The 22620-nt window shown below is 64.5% G+C and carries 21 protein-coding genes; 15 read left to right on the forward strand and 6 right to left on the reverse strand.

Annotated elements, in window-relative coordinates; genetic code table 11:
* Positions 1-24: 24 nt before the first annotated feature.
* From hisI to AAFG07_RS17465, 9 genes are all read left to right on the forward strand, one after another.
* The gene (gene hisI / locus AAFG07_RS17425; RefSeq protein ID WP_342728335.1) at positions 25-453 is read left to right on the forward strand and encodes a phosphoribosyl-AMP cyclohydrolase; all 429 of its coding nucleotides are present in this window, start codon (positions 25-27) and stop codon (positions 451-453) included.
* 203 nt (positions 454-656) lie between these two features.
* Positions 657-1268 (forward strand): cytochrome c4, encoded by a 612-nt coding sequence (locus tag AAFG07_RS17430; protein ID WP_342728336.1) that lies wholly within the window; start codon positions 657-659, stop codon positions 1266-1268.
* A gap of 49 nt (positions 1269-1317) precedes the next feature.
* Complete coding sequence (locus AAFG07_RS17435; RefSeq protein ID WP_342729179.1) at positions 1318-2532, forward strand: cytochrome c; 1215 nt, start codon at positions 1318-1320, stop codon at positions 2530-2532.
* Positions 2533-2542: 10 nt separating this feature from the next.
* Positions 2543-2722 (forward strand): hypothetical protein, encoded by a 180-nt coding sequence (locus tag AAFG07_RS17440; protein ID WP_342728337.1) that lies wholly within the window; start codon positions 2543-2545, stop codon positions 2720-2722.
* Positions 2722-3285 carry a cytochrome C oxidase subunit II gene (locus AAFG07_RS17445; protein WP_342728338.1) on the forward strand — a complete coding sequence of 188 codons (564 nt, stop codon included), beginning with the start codon at positions 2722-2724 and terminating at the stop codon, positions 3283-3285. Before AAFG07_RS17440 ends, AAFG07_RS17445 begins: the two co-directional genes overlap by 1 nt.
* Positions 3275-4900, forward strand: coding sequence for a cbb3-type cytochrome c oxidase subunit I (locus AAFG07_RS17450; RefSeq protein ID WP_342728339.1), 1626 nt, complete (start codon positions 3275-3277; stop codon positions 4898-4900). The genes AAFG07_RS17445 and AAFG07_RS17450 overlap by 11 nt, the downstream gene beginning before the upstream one ends.
* Positions 4897-5688 (forward strand): c-type cytochrome, encoded by a 792-nt coding sequence (locus AAFG07_RS17455; RefSeq protein WP_342728340.1) that lies wholly within the window; start codon positions 4897-4899, stop codon positions 5686-5688. Before AAFG07_RS17450 ends, AAFG07_RS17455 begins: the two co-directional genes overlap by 4 nt.
* Positions 5689-5776: 88 nt before the next feature.
* On the forward strand, positions 5777-6781 hold the full coding sequence (locus AAFG07_RS17460) for a transglycosylase SLT domain-containing protein (RefSeq protein ID WP_342728341.1): 1005 nt from the start codon (positions 5777-5779) through the stop codon (positions 6779-6781).
* A 161-nt stretch (positions 6782-6942) separates the two neighbouring features.
* Positions 6943-8124 (forward strand): DUF2336 domain-containing protein, encoded by a 1182-nt coding sequence (locus AAFG07_RS17465; protein WP_342728342.1) that lies wholly within the window; start codon positions 6943-6945, stop codon positions 8122-8124.
* A 60-nt stretch (positions 8125-8184) separates the two neighbouring features.
* Here AAFG07_RS17465 and AAFG07_RS17470 read toward each other — a convergent pair whose 3' ends face one another.
* The 3 genes from AAFG07_RS17470 to AAFG07_RS17480 form a co-directional block, all read right to left on the reverse strand.
* The gene (locus AAFG07_RS17470) at positions 8185-8763 is read right to left on the reverse strand and encodes an Hpt domain-containing protein (RefSeq protein WP_342728343.1); all 579 of its coding nucleotides are present in this window, start codon (positions 8761-8763) and stop codon (positions 8185-8187) included.
* A gap of 9 nt (positions 8764-8772) precedes the next feature.
* The gene (locus AAFG07_RS17475; protein WP_092115128.1) at positions 8773-9318 is read right to left on the reverse strand and encodes a response regulator; all 546 of its coding nucleotides are present in this window, start codon (positions 9316-9318) and stop codon (positions 8773-8775) included.
* A 118-nt stretch (positions 9319-9436) separates the two neighbouring features.
* Positions 9437-10216 carry an NAD kinase gene (locus AAFG07_RS17480; protein WP_342728344.1) on the reverse strand — a complete coding sequence of 260 codons (780 nt, stop codon included), beginning with the start codon at positions 10214-10216 and terminating at the stop codon, positions 9437-9439.
* Between the two features lie 162 nt (positions 10217-10378).
* Between AAFG07_RS17480 and AAFG07_RS17485 the strand changes: the two genes are divergently transcribed.
* Positions 10379-11962, forward strand: a complete 1584-nt coding sequence (locus tag AAFG07_RS17485) for a peptidase S10 (protein ID WP_342728345.1) — start codon at positions 10379-10381, stop codon at positions 11960-11962.
* A gap of 315 nt (positions 11963-12277) precedes the next feature.
* On the opposite strand, the gene AAFG07_RS17490 is transcribed toward AAFG07_RS17485, so the two are convergent.
* A complete protein-coding gene (locus AAFG07_RS17490) occupies positions 12278-13159 on the reverse strand; it encodes a LysR substrate-binding domain-containing protein (protein WP_342728346.1) in 882 nt (293 codons plus the stop codon).
* Positions 13160-13341: 182 nt separating this feature from the next.
* On the opposite strand from AAFG07_RS17490, the gene AAFG07_RS17495 reads away from it, so the two are divergent.
* Both AAFG07_RS17495 and AAFG07_RS17500 read left to right on the forward strand, forming a co-directional pair.
* Entirely contained in the window at positions 13342-13803 is a 462-nt protein-coding gene (locus AAFG07_RS17495) for a (2Fe-2S)-binding protein (protein WP_342728347.1), read from the forward strand.
* A gap of 2 nt (positions 13804-13805) precedes the next feature.
* Positions 13806-15983 (forward strand): xanthine dehydrogenase family protein molybdopterin-binding subunit, encoded by a 2178-nt coding sequence (locus AAFG07_RS17500; protein ID WP_342728348.1) that lies wholly within the window; start codon positions 13806-13808, stop codon positions 15981-15983.
* A 224-nt stretch (positions 15984-16207) separates the two neighbouring features.
* Here the strand turns inward: AAFG07_RS17500 and AAFG07_RS17505 are convergent, their stop codons facing one another.
* Complete coding sequence (locus tag AAFG07_RS17505) at positions 16208-17587, reverse strand: M20/M25/M40 family metallo-hydrolase (RefSeq protein WP_342728349.1); 1380 nt, start codon at positions 17585-17587, stop codon at positions 16208-16210.
* Positions 17588-17769: 182 nt separating this feature from the next.
* The gene (locus AAFG07_RS17510) at positions 17770-18666 is read right to left on the reverse strand and encodes a DUF2189 domain-containing protein (RefSeq protein WP_342728350.1); all 897 of its coding nucleotides are present in this window, start codon (positions 18664-18666) and stop codon (positions 17770-17772) included.
* 567 nt (positions 18667-19233) lie between these two features.
* Between AAFG07_RS17510 and coxB the strand changes: the two genes are divergently transcribed.
* The 3 genes from coxB to AAFG07_RS17525 all read left to right on the forward strand — a co-directional run bounded on the left by coxB (position 19234) and on the right by AAFG07_RS17525 (position 22615).
* Positions 19234-20067 carry a cytochrome c oxidase subunit II gene (gene coxB, locus AAFG07_RS17515; protein ID WP_342728351.1) on the forward strand — a complete coding sequence of 278 codons (834 nt, stop codon included), beginning with the start codon at positions 19234-19236 and terminating at the stop codon, positions 20065-20067.
* Positions 20068-20138: 71 nt separating this feature from the next.
* Entirely contained in the window at positions 20139-21914 is a 1776-nt protein-coding gene (gene ctaD / locus AAFG07_RS17520; RefSeq protein ID WP_342728352.1) for a cytochrome c oxidase subunit I, read from the forward strand.
* The gene (locus tag AAFG07_RS17525) at positions 21911-22615 is read left to right on the forward strand and encodes a cytochrome c oxidase subunit 3 (RefSeq protein ID WP_342728353.1); all 705 of its coding nucleotides are present in this window, start codon (positions 21911-21913) and stop codon (positions 22613-22615) included. Before ctaD ends, AAFG07_RS17525 begins: the two co-directional genes overlap by 4 nt.
* Positions 22616-22620: the final 5 nt, after the last annotated feature.

The raw sequence follows: 22620 nt of genomic DNA on the forward strand, positions 1-22620 counted from the left end.
GCATTTTCCCAAGCGAGGTTTGCCGTGTCCGCATCGACCCACGATCACGACCGCGAAGAAGGGCTGGCCTTCCAGCCCAAATTCGACGCGACAGGTCTTGTGACCTGCGTCGCGACCGATGCCGCGACCGGCGATGTGCTGATGGTCGCGCACATGAACGACGAAGCCCTGCGCAAGACGATCGCGACCGGCGAAGGCTGGTACTTCAGCCGCTCGCGCAATGCGCTGTGGCGCAAGGGCGAGAGCTCGGGCCAGACCCAGCGCGTGATCGAGATCCGGATGGATTGCGATCAGGACGCGGTGTGGATCAAGGTCGAGCAGATCGGCGCGGCCTGCCATACCGGGCGGCGTTCCTGCTTCTATCGCGCGGTGAAGGACGAGGGCGGCAATGTCAGCCTGGCCTTTGTCGACGCCGAGCGGCTGTTCGATCCGGCGCAGGTCTATCGCAAATAGATCATTGATCTGAATCAAGTACAACGCGCCGCAGTCGTGTATTTCGTGGCCTCCTGTTACGCCATGCGCAAGCCGTTGCGCATCGTCGTCACTGGGGGTGAACTGTGGCGCATCGCCTGATACCGCTTCTTGGGTTTCTTGCCTGGGCTGTATGGCCGATCGGGGCAGCGCAATCGCAAACGTCGGAGCGTGCGCCCGATACGATGGCCGCGCGCGTCCTCGCCTGTGCGCCCTGTCACGGCGCCGAAGGCGAGGGCACCAGCGACGTCTATTTTCCGCGCCTTGCCGGCAAGCCGGCCGGCTACCTCTACAACCAGCTGATCGCGTTCAGGGACGGGCGGCGGAAATATCCGCCGATGAACTACCTGCTGGAATTTCAGACCGACGACTACTTGAAGGAAATCGCCGAGTATTTCGCTTCGCTCCGGCCGGCATTTCCGCCGCCGGTCCCGCCGGTCGACAGCAAGGAGATCCTGGCGCGCGGCGAAGCGATCGTGAAGAACGGTGATCCTCAGCACGGCATTCCGCCCTGTTCGGCCTGTCATGGTCAGGCACTGGGCGGCATGGAGCCCGGCATCCCGGGCCTGCTTGGCCTGCGCGCGGCCTATATCAGCGGACAACTCGGCGGCTGGCGCTACGGCACGCGGACCGCGCTCGCCCCCGATTGCATGCAGGTCGTCGCGGGCCTGCTGACGGAGGACGACGTCAAGGCGGTGGCTGCCTATTTGTCGTCGCGCCCAGCGCCGGCCGATCCGTCTTTTGCGCCGCGAGGCAGCCTGCCGATGCCGCTGGAATGCGGCAGCGAACCGCACTGAAGGGATCGTGCAGATGTCGCGAACCTCCACAGGACTGCTGGTCGGATTGATGCTCGCATTTGCGCCGGTTGCCGCACTGGCGCAGCAGACGGCGGCCGATCCGGCGGTCGTCGCCAAGGGCGAGTATCTTGCGCGCGCCGGCGATTGCATCGCCTGCCACACGGCGCGCGAAGGCAAGACGTTCGCCGGCGGCCTTCCGATGAAGACGCCGTTCGGCACGCTCTACACGTCGAACATCACGCCCGATCCGCAGACCGGGATCGGCACGTGGACGTCGGATCAGTTCTACCACATGATGCACAATGGCCGCTTCCCCGACGGCGGCCTGGTCTATCCGGCGATGCCGTTCGCGTCCTACACCCAGGTGACGCGCGAGGACAGCGACGCGATCTACGCCTATTTGCGCACCGTGCCGCCGGTCAGGCAGCTCAACAAGCCGCATGAGCTGACATTCCCGTTCAACAACCGCTCGCTGATCCTCGGCTGGCGCACGCTGTTCTTCAGGGAAGGCGAGTTCAAGCCGGATCCGGGCAAGTCCGCCGAGTGGAACCGGGGCGCCTATCTGGTCGAAGGGCTCGGCCATTGCGGCATGTGCCATACCCCGATCAACGCGCTTGGCGGCAGCTCGCAGTCGCAGGCCTTCGAGGGCGGCCTGATCCCGATGCAGAACTGGTACGCGCCCTCCTTGACGTCGAACAAGGAGACGGGCCTCGGCGATTGGACGATCGAGGAGATCGTCGACTATCTGCGCAAGGGCGTCTCCGCCAAGGGCGCCGTGTACGGGCCGATGGCCGAGGTCGTCTACAACAGCCTGCAATATCTCAACGACGACGACGTGCGCGCGATGGCGATCTATCTGAAGGGCCTTGCGCAGCGCGGTTCGCCTGAGAAGCCGTCGACGCCGCTGCCGTCGGCCGAGAGCAGCCTGCTGCTCTCCTTCGGCAAGCCGATCTATGACCGTGAATGCGCCAGCTGCCATGGCGCGACCGGGCAGGGCATGCCGCCGGACTATCCGCCACTTGCCGGCAACCAATCGATCCAGATGGTTTCCGCCGTCAACCCCATCCGCATGGTGCTCAATGGCGGCTATCCGCCGGGCACATCAGGCAATCCGATGCCGCACGGCATGCCGCCGTTCGCGCAGAAGCTGTCGGACGACGAGGTTGCGGCGGTCGTGACCTACATTCGAACGGCGTGGGGCAACCGCGGCGAGCCGGTGTCGGCGCGGCAGGCCAACGATTTGCGTGCAGCAACACTGAACTAGGGGCGCGGTCATGATCAACTCATCTTTGCCGCAATCGCCTGCATCCGTCCCGGAGGACGAGGCCGTCGAGACCATCGTGCGCGCGGGCCCGAGCGGCGCGGTCGCGATCGCGGGCATTGCGACGGCCATCGTGGTCGGCTTGTGGTTTGCGTTCTATCTGCTCGTCTTCCTGCCGCGGAGCGCGCCCTGATGGCGACCGAGACTGACCATAGCCTCGGCGAGGCGGTCGCCGCACGGATCGAGCGGCGCTGGGCGACGCTGTCGATCGTCATCGTCGGCCTGCTGGTCGGCATGGCGGCCTATATCGGCATTCATCAGGCGACGATGCCGCAGGGCCGGGTCGAAACCGCCGATCCCAAGACGTTGCATCTGTCCGGCGAATTCATCGAGAGCAATCTCGGCAGCGAAATGGAGGCCGACGGCTCGGTCACCGTGCGCGCCATCGGCCAGCAATATTCCTTCACGCCGCAATGCGTCGTGGTGCCGGCGGAGGCCCCGATCACCTTCCGCGCCACCAGCGCCGATGTTGTCCATGGATTCCTGATCGAGGGCACCAACATCAACACGATGCTGGTGCCGGGCTACGTCACGGCGCTGCCGGTGCGCTTCAAGGCGCCGGGCGATCACGTGATGCCATGCCAGGAATTCTGCGGCATCGGCCACCAGGGCATGTGGGGCAAGGTCAAGGTGATCGACAAGGCCGCGTTCCGCGACATAGCCGCAGCGAAGCGGAGGCTGACCTGTGTTGACTAACAGACGGCTGATAGCGGCGCATTTCTGGCTCGCCTTCATCGTGTTCGGCGTCGCGCTGGTGCTCGGCGCCTGGCAGATGTTCGTGCGCAGCCCGTTGAACGCCTGGCACTTCAATCCGGAATTCTACTATCGCTCGGTCACCGCGCACGGCTCGGCGATGGGTTACGTATTCCCGACGCTGATCGCGATGGGCTTCGGCTATGCGATCACCGAAGCGTCGCTGGAGAAGGCGCTGATTGGACGGCGCTGGGCCTGGGCCGGCTTCTTCCTGGTCGCCGTCGGCGCCGTTGTCGCGATGATCCCGGTGTCGCTCGGGCTCGCCTCGGTGCTCTACACCTTCTATCCGCCGATGGTCGGCAATCCCTTCTATTACATCGGCGTCGTCATGGTCGTGGTCGGCTCATGGATCTGGGTCGCGCTGATGGTGACCAATTTCGTGATCTGGAAGCGCGAGAACCCGGGCAAGCCGGTGCCGCTCGCGATGTACGCCAATGTCGCGGGCTCATTGCTCTGGGGCTGGACCGCGGTGGGTGCAGCGCTGGAAATCCTGTTCCAGATCCTGCCTGTGGCGCTTGGACTCAAGTCGACGATCGATGCGGGGCTGGCACGCGTCTTCTTCTCGTGGACTCTGCACGCCATTGTCTATTTCTGGCTGATCCCGACCTACATCGCCTATTACACGATCTTCCCGCGCGCGATCGGCGGCCGGCTCTATAGCGACGCGATGGCACGGATTTCATTCATCCTGTTCGTCGTGGTGGCGATGCCGATCGGCGTGCATCATCTGTTCGCCGACCCGCAGGTCGGCGCCGGATTCAAGTTCATGCATTCGGTGTTTACCGGCCTGGTGACGTTGCCGACACTCCTCACGGTGTTTACGATCTGCGCGTCGGCGGAGATCGCCAGCCGCCTGCGTGGCGGCCGTGGTGCATTCGGCTGGATCGGCGCGCTGCCATGGTCCAACCCGATCATGCTGGCGACCGCGCTGTCGCTGGTCATGCTCGGTTTCGGCGGCGCCGGCGGTATCATCAACATGAGCTACCAGCTCGACGCCACGGTGCACAACACGCAGTGGATCACCGGCCATTTCCACCTGATCTTCGGCGGCGCCATCGTGATCATGTATTTTGCCATCGCCTATGATCTGTGGCCGCATCTGACCGGCCGTGCGCTGGACAGTTTCGGCATGATGCGCACGCAGCTCTGGCTGTGGTTCATCGGCATGATCGTGACCACTTTCCCGTGGCACTATGTCGGCATCCTCGGCATGCCGCGCCGTATGGCGTACTACGACTATGCCAACCCGGCGATCTCGCCGCAGGCCTTCTCGGTCGCGATGTCGGCGATCGGTGGATTCATCCTGCTGCTGTCGGGTCTTCTGTTCCTGCTGGTGCTGGTCCGTGGCCAATTCGGCGCGCGCGGCGAGGCGGGTGCATATCGTTTCGCAGTGCCGCTGCACATGCCGGCGCGGATTCCGGTCGCGCTCAACTCGTTCGGCCTGTGGCTCGCCTTGATGGTCGGCCTCACCGTGGTGAACTATGGTTTCCCGATCGCGCAGCTGATGGCGCTGAACGAGACCAGCGTGCCCGCGGTCTATGTCGGAGCAGGCCGATGAGCGATCAGCCGCTGTTCTCCCCGCGCAATCCGTGGTTCGGCATCAGCGTCGGCGTCACGGCCGCCATTGCCGTGCTGTCGGCTATTGCGGGCCTGATCTTGTTGCCGCTGGCGCAACCCAATCTCAAGCTTGCCGGTGTCTGGGACGCCATCTGCAGCGCAGCCGGCGTGCCGCGTGCCGCGGTGCAGGGGGCCAGCGTCAAGCCGGATTTCAAGACCTCCAACGTCGTCATGACGTCGGAGATGCTGACCAAGGTCGATCAGGTCTCGATCGGGCGGGGCGCGACGCTGGCGCAGCGTTGCGCGATTTGCCACGGACCGCAGGGCGTCAGCGATGCCCATTCGCCGAACCTCGCCGGGCAGTTTGCCGCGGTGACGTACAAGGAGCTCAACGACTTCAAGACCGACGCGCGGGTCAGCGTGGTGATGAGCCCGTTCGCGGCGGCCATGAGCGACCAGGATATGAAGGACGTTGCGGCCTACTACGCCTATCTGCCGCGGGTGCCTTCGAACAGTCTGGATACCGGGCGCCCCGCGCCGGCGGTCGTGGTGACGGGCGCCCCGATGCGCAACATCCCGCCTTGCGGCTCCTGCCACGGCGATATCGACAACAAGGCGGGAAGCCCCTGGCTCGGCGGTCAGTCGGCGGTCTACATCAAGGCGCAGCTCGAGGTGTTTGCGTCCGGGGCCCGCCGCAACGACATCAGTCAGCAGATGCGCAACATCGCGCGCCAGATGACCGCCGAGGAGATCGACCAGGTTGCGCATTACTACGAGGCCCAGCCTTGAGGGTTGTTAACGCGCCGTTAACCATAATTACGGCAGTTTGACGGGACATGAGCGCCGATTGCCGGCGCCCGGCAAGGCACCCGGACAGATGGCGGTCGACCTCTTCAATGCGACGGCTTCGGCAGGTGTCGATGCTTCGCGCCTGAAGGTCGCCGGTTCGATCAAGCAGGCGGCCGCGACCACCGGCACGAGCTTCGAATATCTGCTCACCACCGCGAAGATGGAATCCAATTTCAATCCGCGGGCGGGTGCCACGACCTCGTCGGCGCATGGACTTTATCAATTCATCGACCAGACCTGGCTCGGCACCGTCAAGGAGGCCGGAAGCCAGCTTGGCTACGGCCAGTATGCCGACGCCATCACCAAGAACTCCGACGGCAGCTATTCGGTCAGCGATCCTTCCGCGCGCAACGCCGTCATGAAGCTGCGCGACGATCCCGATGCGGCGTCGTCGATGGCGGCGGTGCTGACGCAATCCAACAGCTTCAAGCTCACCGGCACGCTCGGCCGTCGTCCGACCGATGCCGAGCTCTATATGGCGCATTTCATGGGCGTCGGCGGCGCCGGCAAGCTGATCTCGAGCGCCGAGGACAGCCCGAGCGCCAATGCAGCCGCGATGTTTCCGAAGGCCGCGGCGGCGAACCAGTCGATCTTCTACGACAAGTCGGGCAGTGCGCGCAGCGTCAGCCAAGTCTATTCAGTGTTGACCACGCGCTACGCCGCGGCTGCGAATTCGAACGACACGCGCACGGCCTTTGCCGCGGCGGGCGGCGACACCATGAGCCCCAATGCGATTGCTAGCGCTGCGCCGACGCAAGCGCTGACCATGGACACCGCGTCCTATCTTTCGACCTTCCCGAATGCCCACGCGGCCTCATCAGCCGGTGCGAGCTCGGCCGTCGCATCGGCGCAGCCGGCGCCGGCCTTCCGCTCGCTCTACCAGGGCGGCGACCGTTCGGAGCCGATCTCGCCGGCGGTGCAGGAACTGTGGGGCAATTCCGCATCGCTGACCACGTCGGCGACGCCAAAGGTCCGCGCGCCCGGGCGGCTTGATCTGTTCAGCGATCCGAACGGCACTTACAGCAGCGGCTAGCGTTGCTGTCTTGCAGGTGCGTTGGCGCGCCGTGGCTGTCTTAACGAAACGTCAATAATCCCAAACGTTTATGGTGAACCCTTTGTTAAGCGTCATGGTTTATTTTTCCTTGTAGTGGCGTCGTATGTCGATGCCGTCTCGTTGCGTAAGCCGGCAGGACCATGATCGTTCGGCAGTTCATTAGTTGGATTAGGACCGCTCCAGCAGGCGAGCGGGCAGAGGCGACACGGGCGTTGGCCCGGGCCTGGCTCATTTCGGATCTCACCGAGGACGACCGTATCGCAGCCGAAGGCGCGCTGCTGATGCTGCTCGACGACCCGTCGCCGCTGGTGCGACAGGCGATGGCCGAGGTGTTTGCATACAGCGCGGAGGCGCCGGCTACGATCGTGCAGGCGCTGTCGGCCGACCAGCCGGCCATCGCGCTGCCGGTGCTGGAGCATTCACCGCTGCTGATCGATGCCGACCTGGTCGACATCGTCGCGACCGGCTCCGACGAGATGCAGTGCGCGATCGCGCGCCGCGCCAATCTGCCCGCCTCGGTCGCCGCGGCGATCGCCGAGGTTGGCTCGGCGGCGGCTGCGCTCGAGCTGATCGAGAATCCGTACGCCGGGCTTGCGCCATTCTCCTGGGACCGCATCGTCGAGCGCCACGGCCATCTCGCCGCCATCAGGGAATCGATGCTGCAGTTGGACGACCTGCCCTCGGCGACGCGGCTCGCGCTGGTCGCAAAGCTCTCGGATACGCTGGCGCAGTTCGTCGTCGCGCGAAACTGGATCGGCGCCGACCGCGCCGACCGCATCGCCGGCGAGGCGAAGGAGCGCTCCACGGTGAACATCGCCGCGCGCGCCTTCGGCGACGACATGCAGAATTTGATCACGCATCTGCGCGCCACCGGCCAGCTCACCGCCGGGCTGATCCTGCGCGCGCTGCTGTCGGGCAATCTCGACCTGTTCGGGGCTGCGCTCGCCGAACTGTCGGGGCTGCCCTATGGCCGGGTTTCCGCGCTGTTGAACGACCGCGGCGGCAACGGCCTGCAGGCGTTGCTGCGGCGCGCCGGCCTGCCGGAATCCACCTACGCGGCGTTCCGCGTTGCGCTCGAGGCCAGCCACGAGGTCGGCTATGTCGACAGCGGCGACGGCGCGGCGCGGCTGCATCGCCGCATGGTCGAACGCGTGCTGACCCATTGCGAGACCGATCATGCGGCCGCCGAACCGCTGCTGATCCTGCTGCGCCGCTTCGCGACGGAATCGGCCCGCGAGGATGCGCGCATGTTCTGCGAGGAGCTCGCCGCGGAAGACGCGATTGCGGTGCTGCCTTACGACGACGATCTGATCGCGGCCTGACAGCCGCGTTCTCCCGAGATTGACGAGAATGGAAGCCGTGGCCGCCGCCGCGGCGTGCGGCTATTCGCTGGGTGCGATGCTCGGCGCGAGGATGGCCTCGAGATGTTCGGGGCGGTCGCGGTTGGCGTGGGTCAGGAATTCATCGGCGATGCCGCGGAGCTGTTTGCTCAGCACGCCGGCCACGACCGCGGTGTCGAGCTTGGTGCGGTTGCGCACGATCGCCTGCACGGCGTTGATGTGGTGGGCAATCAGCTGCGCCGGCACCGCGGCGAGATCAGGCGCGTGCTCGATGATGCGGCACAGGCTCTCGGCCGCCGCCGCCGCCGAGGGATAACCGAATGTCGCGGCATCGCCCTTGATGTCGTGCGCGGCGCGGAACAGCTCCTCACGCGTCTTGTCGTTGAAGCCCTCGCGCTGCACCGTGGCGTGCGCGGCGGAGAGGCGGTCGGCCTCGATCGTCATCCATTCCTTGAACTCGCCCGACAGCCCGGCGAGCGCCTTTTCGGCGCGGCCGACCGGATCGTCGAGATCGCTCTCGGGGACGCGCAGCAGCACCTTGCGCAGCGGGTTCGGCTGCGTGATGACATGGTGGGTGCCGAAACTCTTGACCTCGATCGTCCCGGGTTTGTCTTTCGCCATGGCGATATCCTAAATGGTCGAGCGCGCCTTCTCGAGCAGCGACGGCTGTTGCAGGATTTCGACCTCGCCGCTGCCGCGGCGTTCGGGGCCGATATAGGTGTTGGTGGTGTTGCGGCGGCGGTCGGGCCCGAAATAGGTCTTGGTCTTGATGAACGGGCGCGGATTGGCGACCACGTTCATGATGCGCTGGTAGAGGCCCTTGGCCGAGATCGGCTTGGCCAGGAATTCGGTGACGCCGGCATCGCGCGCCACGGTGACGCGGCGCTTCTCGGAATGGCCGGTCAGCATGATGATCGGCGCGTAGGGATTGCCCTTGGATTCCGGCTGCCGGATCATCTGCGCGAGCTCGAGCCCGTCGAAGATCGGCATCGACCAGTCGGTGATGACGATGTCGGGCACGTAATGGGTGTACATCTCGAGCGCGGTGGCGCCGTCCTCGGCCTCATACACCTCGCGCGCGCCGAACGAATGCAGCAGCGTCCGCAGAATGCGGCGCATGTGCGGATTGTCGTCGCAAATCAAAAATCGCAGCTTGTTGAAATCGATGCGATACATGGTCCGGTCCCGAACGGGCATACCGGGCCAATGCGGTATTACCCAGCGTTAACCATATCCCGCCCGGGGTTAATGATTGGTTGCCGGGCAAGGGAGCAAGGGTCGGGCCAGCGCGCCGTCAGTAGCCGAACTGCTCGCGCAGGATGCGCTCTTCGAGCGAGTGGCCGGGATCGAACAGCATCCGCATCGCGATCGTCTTGTCGGAGAGCACCTCGACCCGGCGGACGTCGCGGACCTCGTCATGGTCGGCGACCGCGGCGACCGGGCGCTTCTCGTCCTCGATCACCTCGATCACCACGAAGGCGGAATTCGGCAGCAGCGCGCCGCGCCAGCGCCGCGGCCGGAACGCGCTGATTGGGGTCAGCGCCAGCAGCGCCGCGTTGATCGGCAGGATCGGCCCCTGGGCGGAGAGATTGTAGGCGGTCGACCCGGCCGGCGTCGCCACCAGGATGCCGTCGGCCATCAGCTCGGGCATCCGCTCATGCTCATCGATCAGGATGCGCAGCTTGGCGACCTGGTAGGTCTGCCGGAACAGCGCGACCTCGTTGATGGCGTGATGCAGATGCACCGCGCCGTGGATGTCGGTCGCGCGCATCAGCAGCGGATTGATCAGCGACTCCCGCGAGGCGGCCAACCGCGCGCGCAGATCGTGCGTCGAATATTCGTTCATCAGGAAGCCGACGGTGCCGCGATGCATGCCGTAGATCGGCTTGCCGCTGCGCATGTTGGCGTGCAGCGTCTGCAGCATCAATCCGTCGCCGCCGAGCGCAACCACGACGTCGGCATCGGCGGCCGAATGGTTGCCGTACATCGCGGCCAGCTGCTCGAGCGCGGTCTGCGCTTCCGCGCTCGCGCTGGCGACGAAGGCGATCTTGTCATACCGCTTGGGGCTAGCCATCGCTCACGAACTCGTTTGGCACGGAACACGCCGCGCTCGTCTATACATCCCGGGCGGCCTTGTCGAGATGGTCCCGTGAGAGACCCGATGCCCAACGGGTGCCGCCAGACTAGCGCAGTTCGCTGGTGATATGCGTAATTGTCGGCCCAGGGAGTGAACGGCATGGCTAACAGTTTTGCGACACAGCTCACCGCGGCGTTGCTGGTGGCCTGCCTCGCAACCGCGGTGCGGGCCGACGACGAGACCCCGCAGCCGTCGCCGTCGCCGAGCGCGCAGGCCCCAAGCGGTCAGAACCCAAGCGGCCAGAAGGGACGGGCAGGGCGCGGCGAGGCCGGCTCCGGCGCCAGCGCCGCAGCCAATACGCCTGCCGCCGAGCAGCACCGCCTGCCGCCGGATTCCACGACCAAGCAATCGGTCGCGCTGCCGGGCCGCACGCTGAACTTCAGCGCGACCGCGGGCTCGATCCGCGTGTTCGACGACAAAGGCGAGCCGCTCGCCGACATCGCCTACACCTCCTATCAGCTCGACGGCGCCGAGAAGGCGAGCCGCCCGGTGACGTTCCTGTTCAACGGCGGGCCGGGCTCCGCGTCTGCCTGGCTGCAATTCGGCAATGTCGGGCCGTGGCGACTGCCGTTCGACGGAGCGGTGGCCTCGGCCTCGCCCGAGCTGCAGCCGAATGCCGACACCTGGCTCGATTTCACCGATCTTGTCTTCATCGATCCGGTCGGCACCGGCTACAGCCGTTTCGTCACCACGTCCGAGGATGCGCGCAAGCGCTTCTTCACCGTCGATGGCGATGCCAATTCGGTCGCGCTGGTGATCCGCCGCTGGCTGGAGAAATACGACCGGCTGACCTCGCCGAAATACGTCGGCGGCGAAAGCTATGGCGGCATTCGCGGACCCAAGGTGGTGCGCAATCTGCAAATGCAGCAGGGTGTCGGCGTACGCGGCCTGATCCTGATCTCGCCGGTGCTCGATTTCCGCGACTATACCGGCTCCAGCCTCCTGCAATACGTCGCGAGCCTGCCGACCATGACGGCGGTTGCGCGACAGGCGAAGGGGCCGGTGACGCGCGAGGATCTCGCCGACGTCGAGAGCTACGCGCGCGGCGATTTCCTGCTCGATCTCGTCAAAGGGCAGGCCGATACCGAGGCCACCGCGCGGCTCGCCGACAAGGTCGCGAGCCTGACCGGCATCGATCCGGCGGTGAGCCGCAGGCTCGCCGGCCGCTTCGACATCGGCGAATTCCGCCGCGAGTTCGATCGCAAGAACGGCAAGGTGACCGGCCGCTACGACGCCTCGATCGAAGGCTTCGATCCCTATCCGGACTCCAGCTCCTTCCGCTTCAACGATCCGTCCGGCGATCCGCTGATGGCGCCGCTGACCAGCGCCGCCGTCGACCTCACGACGCGCAGACTGAACTGGCGGCCGGACGGTTCGTATCATCTGCTCAGCGAAAGCGTGAGCAAGGGCTGGGAGTTCGGTCACGGCATCAGCCCGCCGGAATCGGTGACGCAGCTGCGCCAGATGCTGGCGCTCGACCCCAAGCTGAAGCTCCTGATCGGTCACGGCCTGTTCGATCTCGCAACACCGTACTTCGCCTCCAAGATCATCCTCGACCAGCTGCCGGCCTTCGCGGGTCCGAGCCGCACCAGGCTCGCGGTTTATCCCGGCGGCCACATGTTCTACTCCCGCGACGGCTCGCGCCAGGCCTTCCGCAAGGAGGTCGAGGCGCTGGTGAAGTGAGGGGGAACGTGGCGGCATAGATTACGCCGCCGGCGCGACGCCCACAGCCGTCGTCCCTGCGAAAGCAGGGACCCATACGCCGCGGCGGATGTTGTAGGCGGGACTCGTCGTTCCAACGTCGCGCATCAATTTACATTGGTGGTTATGGGTCCCTGCTTTCGCAGGGACGACAGTGAGTTTGTTGCGCCGCCCGCTGCAAACATTCTCGTCGTCCCTGCTTTCGCCGGGACGACAGCGAATGTGTTGCGCGGCCGGTGAGTCATACATCCGCGTTCTCGCGACATGATCTTCCGAATTGCACCGGGTCAATTTATCTCAGCCATAGGTCTCCACGATGAAGTCGATCAGGGCGCGGAGCTTCGGGGTCATCTTGCGGTGCTTCGGCCACAGGATCTGGCGCGCGCGGGCTTGCGTCGAGTAGTTCGGCAGCAGCACCTGCAGCCGGCCCGCGGCGATATCGTCGGCCAGCAGCTCGTCGCGCATCAGCACGATGCCGGCGCCGGCCAGCGCCGCATAGCGGATGCCGAACGCGCTGTTGATGAAGAGGCGGCTCGCGACATCGACATGCACTTCGCCCTCCGGTCCGACGAAGGTCCATCGCTGCCCGTCCGACCAGCCGGGATAGCGCAGGCATTCATGGTGGATGAGATCCCCCGGATGCGTTGGTGTGCCGTGTTCGGCGAGATAGCCTGGCGCTGCGCAGACGACGCCGGTGTAGGGCGACAGCGAGCGCGACATCATGGTGGAGTCGGTCAGGGTGCCGACCCGGATTGCGGCATCAAGCCCTTCCTCGAGCAGATCGACCATCCTGTCGCTGAGGATGAGGTCGACCGAGACTTCCGGATATCTCTTCATGAAGCGGACCAGCGCGGGCGCCAGGCTGTACGACCCGAAGGCGACCGAGGTCGCCACGCGCAGCTTGCCGCGCGGCGCGCTCAACGCCTCCTCGACCAGCGCGTCGCCGGCCTCGGCCTGTTCCAGCAACTGCTTGCAGTGATCGAGATAACTGCGGCCGAGCTCGGTGAGACCCTGCCGCCGGGTCGACCGGTTGATCAATTGCGAGCCGAGCCGGTCCTCGAGAAAACGGATATGCTTGCCGATCATGGTCGGCGAGATCCGCAGCTCTTTGGCCGCCGCGGTGAAGGACCCGAGATCGGCGACGCGGGCGAACACGGACATGCTGGTCAGTCGGTCCATGGATTATAAACCAATGGTTATTTCATTGCGCATCATCGCGCCGGTTACGCGGCATTGGAATTGGATTTATTACCACAAGTGAGCAATCGGCGCGAATGCGCGTTCAATCGCTTTGGAATGTCGCGGTTGCGCCCGGAGGGGCGCAGTCCGGGCGGGTCTCGAACCAGGACAGGAGTGTCAGGATGCCTTTCCAGATTATGATCAATGGGACCAGTCATTCGGTCGATGCCGATGGCGATACGCCGCTGCTGTGGGTACTGCGCGACGTGCTCGGCATGACCGGCACCAAATTCGGCTGCGGCATGGCGCTGTGCGGCGCCTGCACGGTGCATCTCGATGACAGCGCGGTGCGCTCCTGCATCACGACGATCGACAGCATCGGCGACTCCAAGATCACGACCATCGAGGCGATCGGCAAGACGCCGGCGGGCAAGAAGATCCAGGACGCCTGGCTCGCGCATGAGGTGCCGCAATGCGGCTACTGCCAGTCCGGGCAGATCATGTCCGCCTCCGCCTTGCTCGCAAGCAAGCCGAAGCCGACCGATGCCGATATCGACGACGCGATGTCGGGCAATATCTGCCGCTGCGGGACCTATGTCCGCATTCGCGAAGCCATCAAGCAAGCCGCGCAGTCGGGAGGTTGATCATGACGCTGATGAACAATGTGTCTGAGCGCGCCGCCGATCTGTCGCGCCGCAATTTCCTTCGCGCCGGCGCGATCGCAGGCGGCGGCCTGTTGCTCAGCGTGAGCCTGCCGCTCGCGAGCCGCGACAGCGAAGCCGCGGCCGCCGGTGACTTCGCGCCGAATGCCTTCATCCGGATCGGCGGGGACGGCAAGGTCGTGCTGACCATGCCCTATGTCGAGATGGGGCAGGGCACCTACACCTCGATCCCGATGCTGATCGCCGAGGAGCTCGAGATCGGCCTGACGCAGGTGCAGCTCGAGCATGCGCCGCCGAGCGACAAGCTCTATGCCAACCCGCTGCTCGGCGTGCAAGCCACCGGCAATTCGAATGCGATGCGCGGCGCCTGGCAGCCGATGCGGAAAGCCGGCGCCACCGCGAAAGCGATGCTGGTCGCGGCCGCGGCGAAACGCTGGAACGTCGAACCCGGCTCGTGCCGCGCCGAGAACGGCGAGGTGCATCATGTGGCGTCGGGACGCAAGCTCGGTTACGGCGAACTGGCGGCCGACGCGGCGCAGATGCCGGTGCCGGAGAATGTGACGCTGAAGAGCCCGGCCGAGTTCAAGCTGATCGGCACGCCGGCCAAGCGGCTCGATACGCCCTCCAAGATCAACGGCTCGGCGGTCTACGGCATCGATGCACGGCCACCCGGCGTGAAGGTCGCGACGCTGGCGCAGTCGCCGGTGTTCGGCGGGCGGGTCAAGCGCGTGGATGATGCGGCGGCGAAGGCCGTCAACGGCGTGCGCCAGATCGTGAAGCTCGATGACGCGGTCGCCGTGGTGGCCGATCACATGGGGGCGGCGAAGAAAGGTCTCGCGGCGCTCACGATCGAGTGGGACGAGGGGGCTCACGCCAAGCTCGCCACGTCGGATATCGCGCGCGAGCTCGAAGCCGCCACCACGAAGCCGGGCGCGGTCGCGCAAAATGTCGGCGACGCCGACAAGGCGCTGGCGGGCGCGGCGACGAAGCTCGAGGCGACCTATCAGCTGCCGTTCCTTGCCCATGCAACGATGGAGCCGATGAACTGCACTGTGCATGTTCGCGCCGATGGCTGCGAAATCTGGGTCGGCAACCAGGCGCTCTCGCGCGTGCAGGCGGTAGCCGCCAAGATGTTGGACCTGCCGCCGGAGAAGGTGGTGGTGCACAATCATCTGCTCGGCGGCGGTTTTGGCCGCAGGCTCGAGGTCGATGGTGTCATTCGCGCCGTGCAGATCGCAAAGCAGGTCGACGCGCCGGTCAAGGTGGTGTGGACCCGCGAGGAGGACATCCAGCACGACATGTACCGGCCGTACTGGTGCGACCGGATTGCGGTCGGTCTCGATGCATCGGGCAAGCCGGTGGCCTGGAACAATCGGTTCGCGGGTTCTTCCGTCATTGCGCGGTGGGCGCCGCCGGCGTTCCGCAATGGTCTCGACCCCGACACGACAGAGGGGGCGATCGATCTCGTCTATGACATTCCGAACTTCCACGTCGAATATGTCCGGGTCGAGCCGCCCGGCATTCCGACCGCGTTCTGGCGCAGCGTCGGGCCCTCGCACAACGTTTTCGTCACCGAAAGCGTGATCGACGAGATGGCGGCGGCCGCCAAGCAGGACCCGGTCGATTATCGCCGGGCGCTGCTCGGCAAGTCGCCGCGCGCCAAGGCGGCGCTCGAGCTTGCGGCGGCCAAGGCCGGTTGGGGCGGCAAGCTGCCGGCCGGACGGGGCCGCGGCGTGTCGCTGCAATTCGTGTTCGGCAGCTACCTCGCACAGGTCGCCGAGGTCGAGGTAGCCAAGGACGGTTCGGTCCGTGTCCATCGCGTCGTCTGCGCGATGGATTGCGGCACCGTGGTCAATCCCGACACCGTGCAGGCGCAGCTGCAGAGCGGCATCAATTTCGGGGTCACCGCCGCGCTCTACGGCGAAATCACGCTGAAGGACGGTCGCATCGAGCAGAGCAATTTCGACAGCTACCAGATGCTGCGGATCGACCAGGCCCCGGCCATCGAGGTCCATATCGTGCCGAGCACCGAGCCGCCCGGCGGCATGGGCGAGACCGGGACATCGGGAATCGTGCCTGCGATCAGCAATGCGATCTTCGCGGCGACCGGCAAGCGGCTGCGCAAGATGCCGGTCGACCCGGCGGCGTTGAAGCAGACGTGACCGATTGAGGGATGGCGCAGCTGTGCGTCGCGGGCCGAGGGTGACTTCGGCTCGCGCGCCCTCTCGCTTGAAGGGGCGCAGGGAAAGCCGGGTGCCGATCGCACCCATGAGTCCGGTGCAACAAAAAGCACGGGAAGCAGGGCCACAGGTGTAACCGGAGCAATCCCGGCTTTCCCTGCACGATGGCCTTACGGGTGGTGTTCTATTGCCTCGACAGGCGGGGTCTAGCCCTCGCGCCGGAACTGGCCGAGCTCGTGCAACAATGCAGCCCCGGTCCGCAAGCCGCTGTAGAAGCAGTCCAGCGTCATGTTTTCGTTCGGCGCATGGTTGGCTTCGTCCGGATTGGCATAGGGCGTGACGAAGGCAGGGATGCCCAGGAGCTTGGTGAAGACGTAGTTGGGCAGACTGCCGAAGCCGGCCGGTATCAGCAGCGGCTCCTGGCCATGGGCGGCAACGAAGGCGCGGCGCAGCGGCGCGGTGTAGGGCGAGGCGATCGGCGTCTTCGAGGGCTGCATTCCCATGTCTGCAGCGACGAACTCGACCTCGGGCGCGTGTTTGGCGACGTGAGCGCGGACTTTGCGCAGGATGTCCTCGGCGTCCTGAGCCTCGACGAGACGGATGTCGCATTTGACGAAGGCCTCGTTCGGCAGCACCGTCTTGGTGCCGGGGCCGCCATAACCGCCGTGGAAGCCGTTGATGGTCAGCGTCGGCTGGAAGCAGAGACGGTCGTAGAAGGGGCGGTCGGCGGGGGCGTCGAGGCGCTTCAGTGCAAGGCTCGCTTTGACGGCCTCGATATCGAGCGGCAGGCGCTCGATCGCCGCCAGTTCCTCAGCCGCTGGTGGCTCGACGGCATCATGCAGCCCCTCGATGGTGATCTCACCGGCCGCGTTCTTCATCGTGCCGAGAAGGTGGACCAGCGTCCAGATCGGGTTCGGCACGACGCCGCCGAAGTTGCCGGAATGGACGTCGCGGCTGGCATGGCGGCAGCGCAGCTCGAAGGAGACGACGCCGCGCGAGCCGAACTTGATCGTCGGTGCGCCGCTGGCATGGCGCGGGCCGTCGGCGGTGACGGCAAGATCGGCCTTCAAGAGATGCGCGTTGGTGCGCACGAAACCGGCGATGTGCGGGCTGCCGATCTCTTCCTCGCCCTCCAGCAGCAGGATGACGTTGCAGGGCAGTTCGCCGTGCACCTTGAGATGGGATTCGATCGCCAGTATCTGGGCGAGGTGCTGGCCCTTGTTGTCACCGACGCCGCGTGCATAAAGCCGGCCGTCCCGGATCGTCGGCTCGAAGGGGGGCGATATCCATTTCTCGAGCGGGTCGGCCGGCTGCACGTCATAGTGTCCGTACAGCAGGACGGTCGGCTTGCCCGGTGCCTTCTCCCAGCGCGCCACCACCATCGGATAACCCTCCGTGGGGACAAGGCCGGCTTCGAGGCCGATCCCTGTGAGCATCTCGACCAGCAGGGCGCCGACCTCGGCGATGCCGATGTTCTCGGCACTGATGCTCGGATGGCGCAGATAGGCGATCAGGCGCTGCAGGAAGCTGTCGCGGTTGGCTTCGATATGAGTGAAGACGGCAGCCAATGCGTCGGACGAAGCCATGATGAGCACCTGACAATGGAGCGGTCGTCGCACCGGGAGACGTCGGCGCGATCAGCGTCGGATTGTGCAAGCGCTTTACCTGCCTCCAAAGAGACAATCAACGGGGAGACGTCAATCGCCATCGGCGCGACAACAACTACGTCCGCCATGCCCCGTGAACGATCCAGCTCGCGCTGGTATCACTAACGCTCACGGCTCCACGGGAAGAGCGAGGCCGGGAAATCGGCCGCGTAGCGGTGACCGATCGGCGGGCGGGGCTCTTCTTGCGGAGGATTCGGGTCAGGCTCGATCACCTTCCTGTAAAGATGCCAGGTCGCATGACCAAGCACCGGCAGAACGACGCAGAGACCGACGAAGAATGGCAGTGAGCCCACGGCCAGCAATACCGCAACGATCAATCCCCACGCGGCCATCTCAATTGGATTCATCATCACGGCCCGTATCGAGGTACGGATCGCATCGATCGCTGTCGCATGGCGGTCGAGCATCAGTGGAAACGAGACGACGCTGACGCAAAGGGCAACCAGGGCGAAAAGGAAGCCGACGCCGCATCCGACGATGATGAGCGACCAGCCTTCGGGTGTCGTCAACACGCGCTCTGCGAAATCAGGGATGCTCGCAGCCGGAGCATAGCCGAAAGTCGCAATGTAGATCGCGTCCGCGGCGGCGATCCAGACCCCGAACAGAACGAACAGGAGAATGCCAAGTTCGAGCATGGCGCCAAACGACGGCGCGCGGAGCACCTGCATTGCATCCCAGGCTCCTGGCTCCTCTCCCCGCTCGCGGCGGCGGCTCAGCTCGTAGAGGCCTAATCCGGCGAAAGGACCGATCAGGGCGAAGCCGGCTGCGAGCGGAAACAGCAGCGGCAGCACCGAATAGCCGATCACAAGTCTGAACAGGACGAGTCCGAGGACGGGGTACATCACGCACAGGACGATGGCGTGGGTCGGGATGGCTTTGAAATCTTCCCAGCCGAGGCGCAGCGCGTCGCCCAGGTCGGAAAGGCTGATCTTGCGAACGACAAAGGCGGTCGAGACGCCAAACAATTGCAGTTTGGGTCGTGCGAATACGGTGGTCATGGTTCCGGTCTCCTTGCTTGTGCTCGCAGGGGAACGGAGCGCCATCAACACACGCACATCCGCCTCATGCGCGAAAATCGCGACTGAGTCCGGCAAATCAGATTCAACCAGAAGGAGCTTGCCGGACGACATCTGCCGCAACCGGTCCAATCAAAGTAGTCCGATACGCAGCAGAAGCAAGATGGCGAACGCCGTCGGGAGAATTGTGCAATCGCACAGGCCAAGTTTTGCGATGCACCATCTGATGGCGGGTCCCGATCGGTGCTCTCCGGCACGCAATGCGTTCGCGCCAACGCGCGCCGGACAGAGGCGGGACATACTCCTCTATTGACGCCGGGCTCGACGAGTACCATCTTGAATGGACTGAACGCCCCCAAGCTCCGATGAGATTGCGGCCGTGACGTTGATCCTTTGTCATGATGTCCCAGCGTCGCGACCGGCAGAATGGGCGAGGCAAAAGGCACGGTGATGGTGTACGTGACACCATACCTTTGACACCATACCTTTGACGTGAGCTCCGCCCTTTCGTTCGTCTCCGTAGCCTTCAATGGCAAGGAGGAATGAGGGATGGCTGTCGCGCTCGTACTGCTCCTGGTTGCAGTCGCCTCGGTGCTGTTTCACATCTACAGCCCGTGGTGGTGGACGCCGATCGCCTCAAACTGGCGCTACATCGACGACACGATCAACCTGACGTTCTGGATCACCGGTGCGGTTTTCTGCGCGGTCATCGCGTTCATGGCCTATTGCGTGTTCCGCTTCCACCACAAGGAGGGACGGCGGGCCGCCTACAATCCCGAAAACAAGAAGCTCGAATGGTGGCTCAGCATCGTGACGGCAGTCGGCGTCGCCGCCATGTTGGCGCCCGGCCTGGTGGTCTGGCACCAGTTCGTCACCGTTCCCGACGACGCCACCGACGTCGAGGTCGTTGGACAACAGTGGATGTGGAGTTATCGGCTTCCCGGAAAAGACGGCCGGCTCGGCACGTCAGATGCGCGCCTGATCAGTCCCGACAATCCTCTGGGGTTGAATCCCAACGATCCGAACGGACAGGACGACATTGTCGTTCAAAGCGACGATCTGCATCTGCCGGTTGGGAAGCCGGTGAAGGTGCTGCTCCGCTCAATCGACGTTCTGCATGATTTCTACGTGCCCGAGTTCCGGGCCAAGATGGACATGATACCGGGCTCGGTGACCTATTACTGGTTCACGCCCACCCGCACCGGAACATTCGACGTCCTCTGTGCGGAGCTGTGCGGTACCGCGCACGCGCAGATGCGGAGCAGGGTCGTCGTGCAGGAAGCGAAGGAATATCACGCGTGGCTCGACAAGCAGCGGACGTTTGCGGAGTTGTCAGGCCAGCACGACGTCGCGAAGGCCGCGTACAAGACTGGAAGCGAATGAACATGCCGACGAGGATCAGCCGGATATGAGGTGAACTCGTCGCTGAGCGGAAGACCAAGGAGGCTATTCCGATGGTCGATATCCCGTTTGATGAGGTCGCAGGCATCCCGCCCGCCGAAGTAGGTGAGGTCGAGCTCTATCACCCGCACAGCTGGTGGACGAGATACGTCTTTTCGCAAGACGCCAAGGTTATCGCCGTCCAGTACTCGATCACGGCGATGTCGATCGGAATGGTTGCGCTGGTGCTGTCGTGGATGATGCGGCTGCAACTGGGATTTCCCGGCACATTCTCCTTCATCGATGCCAATCAGTACCTTCAGTTCATCACCATGCACGGCATGATCATGGTGATCTACCTGCTCACGGCGTTGTTTCTCGGCGGCTTCGGCAACTACCTCATCCCGCTGATGGTCGGCGCGCGGGACATGGTCTTCCCCTATGTGAACATGCTGAGCTACTGGGTCTACCTGCTCGCCGTGCTGGTGCTGGTCGCGACGTTCTTCGTGCCCGGCGGGCCGACCGGCGCAGGCTGGACGCTTTATCCACCCCAGGCGATTCTCTCCGGTACCCCCGGGCAAGATTGGGGCATCGTTCTCATGCTGGCCTCGCTGATCCTGTTCATCATCGGCTTCACGATGGGCGGGCTCAATTATGTGGTGACGGTGCTGCAGGCCCGCACGCGCGGCATGACGCTGATGCGGATGCCCCTTACGGTGTGGGGCATCTTCACGGCCACCGTGATGGCGCTGTTGGCCTTCCCGGCGCTGTTCGTCGCCTCGGTGATGTTGCTGCTGGACCGCCTCCTCGGAACCAGCTTCTTCATGCCGACGCTGGTCGAGATGGGCCAGCTGACGAAGTACGGCGGCGGCAGCCCGATCCTGTTCCAGCATTTGTTCTGGTTCTTCGGCCACCCCGAAGTCTACATCGTCGCCTTGCCGGCCTTCGGCATCATTTCCGATCTGATCAGCGTCCACGCGCGAAAGAACATCTTCGGCTATCGCATGATGGTTTGGGCGATCGTGGCAATCGGTGCGCTCAGCTTCGTCGTATGGGCGCACCACATGTATGTGAGCGGCATGAACCCGTATTTCGGGTTCTTCTTCGCCACCACGACACTCATCATCGCCATCCCGACTGCGATCAAGGTCTACAACTGGGTGCTGACGCTGTGGCGCGGCGACATCCATCTCACGGTGCCGATGCTGTTCGCGCTCGCGTTCATCATCACGTTCGTGAACGGCGGCCTGACCGGACTGTTTCTCGGTAACGTGGTTGTGGACGTTCCGCTGTCGGACACGATGTTCGTCGTCGCACACTTCCACATGGTGATGGGTATCGCGCCGATCATGGCCGTGTTTGGCGGGATCTATCACTGGTATCCGAAAGTCACCGGACGCATGCTCAATGAGGCGCTTGGACGCTTCCATTTCTGGGTGACGTTCATCGGGGCTTATGCAGTCTTCTTCCCGATGCACTATCTGGGCCTGCTCGGGATGCCCCGCCGCTATCACGACATCGGCGAGACAACCTTCGTCCCGGCATCCGCGCATGACCTCAATGCGTTCATGAGCGTGGCGGCGCTGATTGTCGGCTTCGCCCAGCTTGTCTTCCTGTTCAATATCATCTGGAGCCTGTTCAAGGGAAAAGAGGCTGGCAGCAACCCCTGGGGAGCCGCTTCGCTGGAGTGGCAGACACCGGAAACCCCGCCTGGACATGGCAACTGGGGCAAGGACCTCCCGATCGTCTATCGCTGGGCCTACGATTACAGCGTGCCGGGCGTTGCCGGGGATTTTGTGCCGCAGAATGAACCGCCGGCCGGATTGGCGACGCAGGGGGCCCATCCGTGAGTGCCATCATCCTGTTCACTGTTACAATCGCAGCGATCGCGGGATGGTGGCTCTCGCAGCAACGGTTGGCGGCCAAGCCATGGCTCGAGCAAGGAGTGGACGTCGATCTTCGCGGTGAGCGCGGTTCGTCCGTGCCGACGGCGAAGATCGGACTGGGCGTGTTTCTCGCGGTCGTCGGCTCGTTGTTCGCGCTCCTGATCAGTGCTTACTCGATGCGCAACAGCATGGTGGACTGGCGGGAGCTGCCCCTGCCCAGGCTGTTGTGGTTCAATACCGGCGTCCTGGTCATCAGCAGCGTGGCGCTGCAATGGGCGTACATGGCCGCGCGACGCGACGACATTGATGGCCTGATCGTCGGCCTGCTGATCGGCGGAGCATCCGCCGTGACCTTTTTGGCCGGGCAGCTACTGGTCTGGCAGCAGCTGAAGGCCGCCGGCTATTTCGTGGCGTCCAATCCGGTCAATTCCTTCTTCTACCTGATCACTGCGGTGCACGGACTGCATCTGATGGGCGGTCTGGTGGCGCTCGGCAGGACGACCGCCAAAGTGTGGCGTGGCGCGCCCATGATGCAGATGCGGCTGAGCGTGGAGCTCTGCGCCATCTATTGGCATTTCCTGTTGCTGGTCTGGCTGATCTTGCTCGGTCTGCTGACGGGCTGGACCGACAATCTGGTCGACATCTGTCGCCAGTTGCTCACCTAGCGAGG

The organism is Bradyrhizobium sp. B097 (genome assembly GCF_038957035.1).
GTDB lineage: Bacteria > Pseudomonadota > Alphaproteobacteria > Rhizobiales > Xanthobacteraceae > Bradyrhizobium.

Bases quoted from the DNA above. Each gene is read 5' to 3' on its own strand.
- AAFG07_RS17465 (WP_342728342.1), top strand. From the start codon at position 6,943: ATGATCGTTCGGCAGTTCATTAGTTGGATTAGGACCGCTCCAGCAGGC.
- AAFG07_RS17480 (WP_342728344.1), bottom strand. From the start codon at position 10,216: ATGGCTAGCCCCAAGCGGTATGACAAGATCGCCTTCGTCGCCAGCGCG.
- AAFG07_RS17440 (WP_342728337.1), top strand. From the start codon at position 2,543: ATGATCAACTCATCTTTGCCGCAATCGCCTGCATCCGTCCCGGAGGAC.
- AAFG07_RS17430 (WP_342728336.1), top strand. From the start codon at position 657: ATGGCCGCGCGCGTCCTCGCCTGTGCGCCCTGTCACGGCGCCGAAGGC.
- AAFG07_RS17505 (WP_342728349.1), bottom strand. From the start codon at position 17,587: ATGGCTTCGTCCGACGCATTGGCTGCCGTCTTCACTCATATCGAAGCC.
- AAFG07_RS17455 (WP_342728340.1), top strand. From the start codon at position 4,897: ATGAGCGATCAGCCGCTGTTCTCCCCGCGCAATCCGTGGTTCGGCATC.
- AAFG07_RS17435 (WP_342729179.1), top strand. From the start codon at position 1,318: ATGCTCGCATTTGCGCCGGTTGCCGCACTGGCGCAGCAGACGGCGGCC.
- AAFG07_RS17445 (WP_342728338.1), top strand. From the start codon at position 2,722: ATGGCGACCGAGACTGACCATAGCCTCGGCGAGGCGGTCGCCGCACGG.
- coxB (WP_342728351.1), top strand. From the start codon at position 19,234: ATGGCTGTCGCGCTCGTACTGCTCCTGGTTGCAGTCGCCTCGGTGCTG.
- AAFG07_RS17495 (WP_342728347.1), top strand. From the start codon at position 13,342: ATGCCTTTCCAGATTATGATCAATGGGACCAGTCATTCGGTCGATGCC.
- AAFG07_RS17485 (WP_342728345.1), top strand. From the start codon at position 10,379: ATGGCTAACAGTTTTGCGACACAGCTCACCGCGGCGTTGCTGGTGGCC.
- AAFG07_RS17470 (WP_342728343.1), bottom strand. From the start codon at position 8,763: ATGGCGAAAGACAAACCCGGGACGATCGAGGTCAAGAGTTTCGGCACC.
- AAFG07_RS17500 (WP_342728348.1), top strand. From the start codon at position 13,806: ATGACGCTGATGAACAATGTGTCTGAGCGCGCCGCCGATCTGTCGCGC.
- AAFG07_RS17460 (WP_342728341.1), top strand. From the start codon at position 5,777: ATGGCGGTCGACCTCTTCAATGCGACGGCTTCGGCAGGTGTCGATGCT.
- AAFG07_RS17490 (WP_342728346.1), bottom strand. From the start codon at position 13,159: ATGGACCGACTGACCAGCATGTCCGTGTTCGCCCGCGTCGCCGATCTC.
- ctaD (WP_342728352.1), top strand. From the start codon at position 20,139: ATGGTCGATATCCCGTTTGATGAGGTCGCAGGCATCCCGCCCGCCGAA.
- AAFG07_RS17475 (WP_092115128.1), bottom strand. From the start codon at position 9,318: ATGTATCGCATCGATTTCAACAAGCTGCGATTTTTGATTTGCGACGAC.
- AAFG07_RS17510 (WP_342728350.1), bottom strand. From the start codon at position 18,666: ATGACCACCGTATTCGCACGACCCAAACTGCAATTGTTTGGCGTCTCG.